Genomic DNA, 7,285 nt, shown 5'->3' on the forward strand with positions numbered 1-7,285 from the left:
AGGGAGAAGGCGAATAAGATGCTGCATTTCGAACTCGTCACGCCAGAAAAGCTCGTCCGTTCGGAGGAGGTCTATATGGTCGTCGTCCCCGGTACCGAGGGTGATTTCGGCGTGCTGGAAGGCCATGCGCCGTTCATGTCGACGGTCCGCGATGGCGGCGTGCAGGTGTATCGCACGCAGAACGGCACGCCCGAGACGATCGCGATCCGCGGTGGTTTCGCCGAGGTCAGCGCCAAGGGGCTGACCGTGCTGGCCGAGCACGCGGGCGAGTAAAGATTTGTGTCCCCGCGAGGGCGGGGACCCAGTCTGGGCACCCGCCTTCGCGGGTGAACAAACCTTTTTGTTTCGTCCATCCCGGCGAAGGCCGGGGCCCAAATGGGCGACGCAGATGATACGCGCTTCGACGCGTTTCCGCTGTCCCCCAATTGGGCCCCGGCCTTCGCCGGGGTAGTGGCGGTGTTCGGAGGAGGCTCTCCCCCGGCCTACAGAAAATTATACGGGTCGACGTCGACGGTCACCCGCGCCTTGGACGGCCAGTCCAGCTTCCCCAGCCACTCCCGGATCACATCCTGCACGTCGAGCGCACGCTTGGCGTGGACCAGCAGCCGGTACCGGTGCCGCCCGCGCAGCATCGCCAGTGGGGCAGGGGCGGGCCCATAGACGTGCATGCCCTCGACCTCGGGCGCACTCCGCCCGACCAGCTTGGCGGTTTCGTGCGCGCATTTCTGGTCCTCCGACGAGACCACGATCGCGGCGTAGCGCCCAAACGGCGGCGCACCCGCGTCCTTGCGCGCGTCGGTTTCCGCCGCGTAGAACGCATCCGCATCGCCGGTGATCAGCGCCTGCATCACCTGCGCGCCCGGGCTGTGAGTCTGGATGAACACGTGCCCCGGCTTCTCGCCACGCCCCGCGCGCCCCGACACCTGCCGGATCTGCTGAAAGGTACGCTCCGCCGCGCGCAGATCGCCGCCGTCGAGGCCCAGGTCCGCATCGACCACGCCGACCAATGTCAGGTTCGGAAAGTGATAGCCCTTCGTCACCAGCTGCGTGCCGACGACAATGTCGATATCGCCCGCCTCCATCCGCCCGACGAACTCGGCGGCCTTGGCCGGGGACCAGATCGTGTCCGACGTCACGACCGCGGTCTTCGCCTCGGGGAACAGCGCCGCCACCTCATCGGCGATCCGCTCGACCCCCGGCCCGCAGGCAACGAGCGTATCCTCGCCCTTGCATTCGGGACACACGCGCGGCGTCGGTTCGGCATGGCCGCAATGATGGCACGCTAGGCGGTTGGTCAGCCGGTGCTCGACCATCCACGCGGTGCAGTTCGGGCACTGGAACCGGTGCCCGCACGTCCGGCACAGAGTCAGCGGGGCATAGCCGCGGCGGTTGAGGAACAGCAGCGACTGCTCGCGCCGCTCCAGCGTCGCCTGCATCGCCTTGACCAGCTTTGGCGCCAGCCACCGGCCGCGCTCTGGCGGGTCCTTGATCAGGTCGATCGGCTCGATCGTCGGCATCTCCGCGACGCCGAACCGGCCGGGCAGTTTCAGCTCGGCATAGCGCCCGGTCGCGACCTGCTGCCGGGTCTCGATCGCAGGCGTGGCCGACGCGAGGATGACCGGGCACCCCTCGAACTTGCCGCGCATCACCGCGACGTCGCGCGCATGATAATGCACGCCCTCTTCCTGCTTGAAGCTCGTCTCGTGCGCCTCGTCGACGACGATCAGCCCGAGATCGCGATAGGGCAGGAACAGCGCCGAGCGCGCCCCGACCGTCACCAGCGCCTCGCCGCTCGCGATCGCGCGCCACGCACGCCGACGCTGCGTCGAGCGCAGCCCCGAATGCCACGCGACCGGCTCGCACCCGAACCGGTCGTGGAAGCGCTTGAGGAAGGGTTCTGTGAGTGCGATCTCGGGCAGCAGCACTAGCGTCTGGCGGCCGTCGCGGATCGCCTGCGCGACCGCCTCGAAATACACCTCGGTCTTGCCCGAGCCGGTAACCCCGTCGAGCAACGTCGGGTGGAACGCGTGCTCCGCCACCCCCGCCACCAGAGCATCCGCCGCCGCGCGCTGATCCTCCGACAGGATCGGCTCGTGATATGCCGGATCCGGCATGGGGTAGGGGACGTCGATGCTCACCTCGACCGCCTCGATCGCGCCGACCTTCACCAGCCCGCGGACCACCGCGTCGCTGACCTCCGCCAGCGTCGCCAATTCGCGGATCAGACCCTGGCGGTCGCCGATCCGCTCAAGCGCCTGCTCGCGCTGTGGGGTCAGGCGCGGCGGCACGACCCCGGTCGAGCGATACTCGACCGCCGTCCGCGCGCCCTCCAGCGCCGAGGTGGAGGCGAGCGTCATCCGCAGAACCGACGCGGTCGGCGCGAGGTAATAATCCGCGGTCCACTCGACCAGCCGCCGCAACGGCGCCCCCAGCGGCGGTACGTCGGCCACGGCCAGCAGATTGCGCAACCGGTTGTCGCCGACCTCCGCATCGGACGGCATCCGCTCCGCTTCCCAGACCACGCCGAGCAATTGCCGTGGCCCCAGCGGCGCGACGACGATCGAGCCCGGCCCGACCTCCATGCCGGCAGGCACGCGGTAGTCGAGCGGCCCGAGGGCGGCGTTCAGGATCAGGACACGGGCGCGAGACGACATCGGCGCAGTATATGGGGGCGGATCGAGTCCGCGTGAACCGTCTGCGCGCGCCGGGCGGCTGGATTGGATCAACAAGCGACCCTCAGGGTCCGCTGCCAGCAACCGGCCGGCGAACGGGACCTATGCCACGTTGCGCCGCTCGGTGCGCCGCCGTTCGCCGACCCGCGCGCGCTTCGCCTGATACAGGATCGTGTCGGCGCGGTGGACGAAGTCGCGGATCGTGTGGCAATCGCGGTCCAGCGTCGCGATCCCGACGGTGCCCGCACTGACCATCGCCAGACCGCTCATCGCGATCGGAAAGCGCAACGCCTCTTCGAGTCGGCGGCAGACATAGTCCGGCGAGACCGATAGCACCGCATCGTCGACGATCACCGCAAACTCGTCGCCGCCCAGCCGCGCGGCGAAGCTGCCCTTGAGCCACGGTGCCTCGAGCACGCGCCCGACCCCGCGCAGCACGTCGTCGCCCGCCGTATGACCCAGCGTGTCGTTGATCGCCTTGAACCCGTCCAGATCGAGCAGCGCGAGCAGCAGCGGCGTGTCATGCTCATGCGCGCGCGTCATCGCGGTATCGAGCGCACGATCGAACGCCGCCCGGTTGGCGATGCCGGTGAGCGAATCGGTGTCCGCGCTGCGCCGCAGCGTCAGTTCGAGCGCATGCCGTTCGGTGACGTCCTGAAACACCCCGACCAGCGCACCCGGCGCATCGCCGGCTTCCTCGAATTCGCCCAACACCCGGACGCGGCGCTGCTCGCCCTGCACGGTCCTGAAATCGACTTCGAGATCCAGCGACTCGCCCGTTTCGATCGCCCGCGCGATCCCCGCCGTGATCTCCGCGCGCGCATATGGGGGATAGAAATCCATCGCCACCGCCATCGTCGGCGGCGCGGTCATCGGCAGTCCATAGATATGATAGACGCCGTCGGACCATTCGAGGCGATCGTCGGCGAAGTCCAGGCGCCAAGATCCGAATGCCGCCATCCGCTCTGCCTGGCGAAAGATCCGGTCCTGGCGCACGAGCGCTGCCGCCTGGCGATCCGCGGTCTGCGCTATCGACAATGCCTTCTGCGCCGCGGACCGCGCGGCGATCGTCGTCTCCGCCAGCGTCGCCAAATGCGTCAGCGCGCGTCGACCCGCGTCGTTCAGGCTGCGCGGCACGGTATCGACGATGCACAGTGCACCGATCGCGTGACGCTCGCCGACGCCGTCCACCGCGTGGATCGGTGCGCCGGCATAGAAGCGCAAGCCGCCCTCCGGGGAGACGATCGGGCTAGATTCGAAGCGCGGATCCCGGGTCAGGTCGTCGACGACCAGCGGGACGCTCCCCTGGATCGTGTGCGTGCACATCCCGACATCGCGCGCGATCTCGCCGCGATCGCCCTTGCTCGTCGCCTTGATCCACAGCCGATCGGTATCGACCAGCGTCAGCATCGCGGTCGGGCAACCGAGCATTTCCGCGGCCAGCGCGACCAGCGCATCGAATTCGCGCTCGGGTTCGCTGTCGAGCAAAGCAAGCGCGTGCAGCGCGGCCAACCGTCGTGTCTCGTCCGCGAACATATCGGTCGTGGGCAGTGCAGAGGTCATGGCGATCTAATAAAGCGAGGACGTTAATTTTCTTTGGCGAGACATCAGGATACTGTCCACCGAATGACCATGATCGACACCCAATCGTCTACCAACTTGGAAGGTAATCACACCGAATTGGATGCGATTGATCGTCATGCCCTGCCGGCATCGATGCTGTGGGGTGAGTATCTCGCGCGCGACCGGCGCCGGTCGGTGCACACCATCCGTGCCTATCGTGCGACCGCGGAGCGCCTGACCGCGTTCCTGCAGGCGCATTGGGGAGAACGGGTCGACCGCGCCGCTCTGGCGCATGTGACCGCGTCGGATCTCCGCGCCTATCTCGCCGATCGTCGCGAGCACGGGCTGGGCAATGCCTCCGCCGCACGCGAATTGTCCGCGGTGCGCGGGTTCCTGGCCTGGGCCAATGCCGACGCGGCGCAACCGCGGATGCGCGGGCCGCGGGTGAAAGCCGGCGTGCCGCGACCGGTCTCGCCTGCGGACGCGCTGGCGCTGGCCGATGAGGTGGCAGACGATGCGGCCGAACCCTGGATCGGCGCGCGCGACTGGGCGGTGCTGCTGCTGCTCTACGGCGCAGGATTGCGGATCGGCGAGGCGGTGACGCTGGCTGGCGACATCCTCCCGCTCGGCGAGACGATCCGGGTGACCGGCAAGCGCGCCAAGACCCGCATCGTGCCGCTGTTGCCGCAGGTCCGCGCCGCGATCGAGGCCTATGTAGCACAGACGCCGTGGCCGGTCTCGCGCGACGAACCGCTGTTCCGCGGCGCCAAGGGCGGTCCGCTGTCGCCGGTGATGATCCGTCGCACGGTGCAGGCGGTGCGGGTGCGGCTGGGGCTGGGCGACCGGACCACGCCGCACGCGCTGCGCCACAGCTTTGCGACGCACCTGCTGGGGCGGGGCGCGGACCTGCGCGCGCTGCAGGAGTTGCTGGGGCATGCCAGCCTCAGTTCGACGCAGGTCTATACGCAGGTCGATGCCGCGCATCTGATGGACGTCTATCGCAACGCGCATCCGCATGGCTGACGCGCGCGCCTAGCCCTTGGGTTTCCAGGTCAATACGCGCCAGCCATAGCCCGCGAAGATCACGACGAACGTCGCCACCGCAACCGGTCCCACATAACGGTCGAGCTGCGAGAAATGCGAGCCGAGCAGGATACCGGCATAGGTGAGCACGGTGTTCCAGATCGCGCTGCCCGCGGCGGTCCAGATCACGAACTGCCAGATCGGCATCCGCGTCATCCCCGCGGGCAGTGAGATGACGGTGCGGAAGGTCGGCATGAAGCGGAACACGAAGATCACCCAGCCCCCTCGCTTCATGAAGAAGCGGTGGATCTTCTCGACGTCGGACCATTCCATCGTCAGCCAGCGGCCGTTGCGTTCGATGAACGGCCGGAAGCGTTCGTAGCCGATGTTGCGGCCGATATAATACCAGAAGTAATTGCCGACGACCGAGCCCGCGGTGCCCCAGGCGATCAGCGGCACGACGGTCATGTTGCCGCGCGACACCGCCATGCCGCCAAGCCCCATGATGACCTCGGACGGTACGGGCGGGACGATATTCTCGAGCGCCATCAGCAGGAAGATACCGAAATATCCGCCCCAGGCGATGAGATCGAGAATGAATTCTGTCATGGGTATGAGATACTGCCGGGACGCCGGATGGGTTCCGCGGGATAGTATCACCGCGGCGGAGGCCGGGGCCCGATTGGGGGACGGCAGTGGCGAAGGGTCGCGCTCCGTTACCGCAACCTTTCCAATTGGGCCCCGGCCTTCGCCGGGGTGGTGTGTTTGGAAAGCCTAGCGCGCGGCGACCTTCGCCTCGATCGCATCCCAGATCATGCCCGAGACATCGGTCCCGTCGAACGTCTCGATCGCAACGATGCCCGTAGGCGACGTCACGTTGATCTCGGTCAGCCACGTGCCCCCGATCACGTCGATCCCGACGAACAACAGCCCGCGCTTTTTGAGTTCGGGCCCGAGCACCGCGCAGATCTCGCGCTCCTTGTCGGTCAGCGCGGTCTTCTCCGCCGAACCGCCGACCGCGAGGTTGGAGCGGATCTCGCCTTCGCCGGGCAGCCGGTTGATCGCACCCGCGATCTCGCCGTCGACCAGCACGATCCGCTTGTCGCCCTTCGCCACGTCGGGGAGGAAGGCCTGCACCATGTGCGGCTCGCGCCACGTCATGTTGAAGACCTCGATCAGCGCCGACAGATTGGCGCCATCCGACTCGACCTTGAAGATCGCCTTGCCGCCATTGCCGTGCAGCGGCTTGATGACGATCGCGCCGTGTTCGGCCAGGAACGCGCGCGCCTCGTCGAGGCTCCGCGTGACGAGCGTCGGCGGCATGAACTGCGGATAATCGAGTACGAACACCTTTTCGGGCGCGTTGCGGACCTGTGCCGGATCGTTGACGACCAGGGTCTTGTGCGCGATCCGCTCGAGCAGATGCGTGGCGGTGATGTAGCCGAGATCGAACGGCGGATCCTGTCGCATCAGGACGACGTCCGCCTCGTCGCCAAGGTCGAGGTCGACCGCCGCGCCGACCGAGAAATGATCGCCGACGACGCGCTGGACGGTCACCGGATGCGCCTTCGCCCAGACACGGCCGTCCCGGTAGTTCAGGTCCTCGGCGGCATAATGGAAGAGGCGATGCCCACGCTCCTGCGCCGACAGCATCAACGCAAAGCTCGAATCGCCCGCGATGTTGATGCTGTCGAGCGGGTCCATCTGGACGGCGACGGTGAGGCTCATGCGTCTTCCTTCTATGCGATCGAGCGCATGTAGGTGTGCGCGGGGGCGAAGTCACCCGGTCACCTACCCTTCGTCACGCCCCCTACCGTCATCCTGACGAAAGTCAGGACCCAGAGCCAAACAGGGATTCCCAGAGTAATCCTGGGTCCTGACTTTCGTCAGGATGACGGAAAGAGGGTCAGCCGAGCCCCCCTATCCAATCCACGCATTCTCGATATGCCGGGGTCGCATGCCCGGCGCGAGCAGGATCACGTCGACCCGGATATCGTCGCCCGCCCCGGCATAGCGCGGCATCAGAT

At 67.3% G+C, this 7,285-nt stretch carries 6 protein-coding genes; 2 read left to right on the forward strand and 4 right to left on the reverse strand.

Going from position 1 to position 7,285, the window contains the following annotated elements; genetic code table 11:
- The first annotated feature begins 18 nt into the window (after window positions 1–18).
- Window positions 19–273 carry an ATP synthase F1 subunit epsilon gene (locus tag ASE88_RS10295; RefSeq protein WP_055873595.1) on the forward strand — a complete coding sequence of 85 codons (255 nt, stop codon included), beginning with the start codon at window positions 19–21 and terminating at the stop codon, window positions 271–273.
- A gap of 209 nt (window positions 274–482) precedes the next feature.
- On the opposite strand, the gene ASE88_RS10300 is transcribed toward ASE88_RS10295, so the two are convergent.
- Together ASE88_RS10300 and ASE88_RS10305 are read right to left on the reverse strand one after the other, a co-directional pair.
- Window positions 483–2,654, reverse strand: a complete 2,172-nt coding sequence (locus ASE88_RS10300) for a primosomal protein N' (RefSeq protein WP_056477932.1) — start codon at window positions 2,652–2,654, stop codon at window positions 483–485.
- Between the two features lie 120 nt (window positions 2,655–2,774).
- A complete protein-coding gene (locus tag ASE88_RS10305) occupies window positions 2,775–4,235 on the reverse strand; it encodes a diguanylate cyclase domain-containing protein (RefSeq protein WP_056477934.1) in 1,461 nt (486 codons plus the stop codon).
- Between the two features lie 153 nt (window positions 4,236–4,388).
- On the opposite strand from ASE88_RS10305, the gene ASE88_RS10310 reads away from it, so the two are divergent.
- Complete coding sequence (locus ASE88_RS10310; RefSeq protein WP_056479364.1) at window positions 4,389–5,258, forward strand: tyrosine recombinase XerC; 870 nt, start codon at window positions 4,389–4,391, stop codon at window positions 5,256–5,258.
- 9 nt (window positions 5,259–5,267) lie between these two features.
- Here the strand turns inward: ASE88_RS10310 and ASE88_RS10315 are convergent, their stop codons facing one another.
- Together ASE88_RS10315 and gshB are read right to left on the reverse strand one after the other, a co-directional pair.
- On the reverse strand, window positions 5,268–5,867 hold the full coding sequence (locus tag ASE88_RS10315) for a DedA family protein (protein WP_055873586.1): 600 nt from the start codon (window positions 5,865–5,867) through the stop codon (window positions 5,268–5,270).
- Window positions 5,868–6,032: 165 nt separating this feature from the next.
- On the reverse strand, window positions 6,033–6,986 hold the full coding sequence (gshB, locus tag ASE88_RS10320; protein ID WP_056477936.1) for a glutathione synthase: 954 nt from the start codon (window positions 6,984–6,986) through the stop codon (window positions 6,033–6,035).
- Between the last annotated feature and the right edge of the window lie 299 nt (window positions 6,987–7,285).

This window comes from Sphingomonas sp. Leaf38, assembly GCF_001421825.1.
Taxonomy (GTDB): Bacteria; Pseudomonadota; Alphaproteobacteria; order Sphingomonadales; family Sphingomonadaceae; genus Sphingomonas.

Coding starts and splice junctions, on each gene's coding strand:
- ASE88_RS10305 (WP_056477934.1), bottom strand. CDS start 4,235: ATGACCTCTGCACTGCCCACGACCGATATGTTCGCGGACGAGACACGA.
- ASE88_RS10295 (WP_055873595.1), top strand. CDS start 19: ATGCTGCATTTCGAACTCGTCACGCCAGAAAAGCTCGTCCGTTCGGAG.
- gshB (WP_056477936.1), bottom strand. CDS start 6,986: ATGAGCCTCACCGTCGCCGTCCAGATGGACCCGCTCGACAGCATCAAC.
- ASE88_RS10315 (WP_055873586.1), bottom strand. CDS start 5,867: ATGACAGAATTCATTCTCGATCTCATCGCCTGGGGCGGATATTTCGGT.
- ASE88_RS10310 (WP_056479364.1), top strand. CDS start 4,389: ATGCTGTGGGGTGAGTATCTCGCGCGCGACCGGCGCCGGTCGGTGCAC.
- ASE88_RS10300 (WP_056477932.1), bottom strand. CDS start 2,654: ATGTCGTCTCGCGCCCGTGTCCTGATCCTGAACGCCGCCCTCGGGCCG.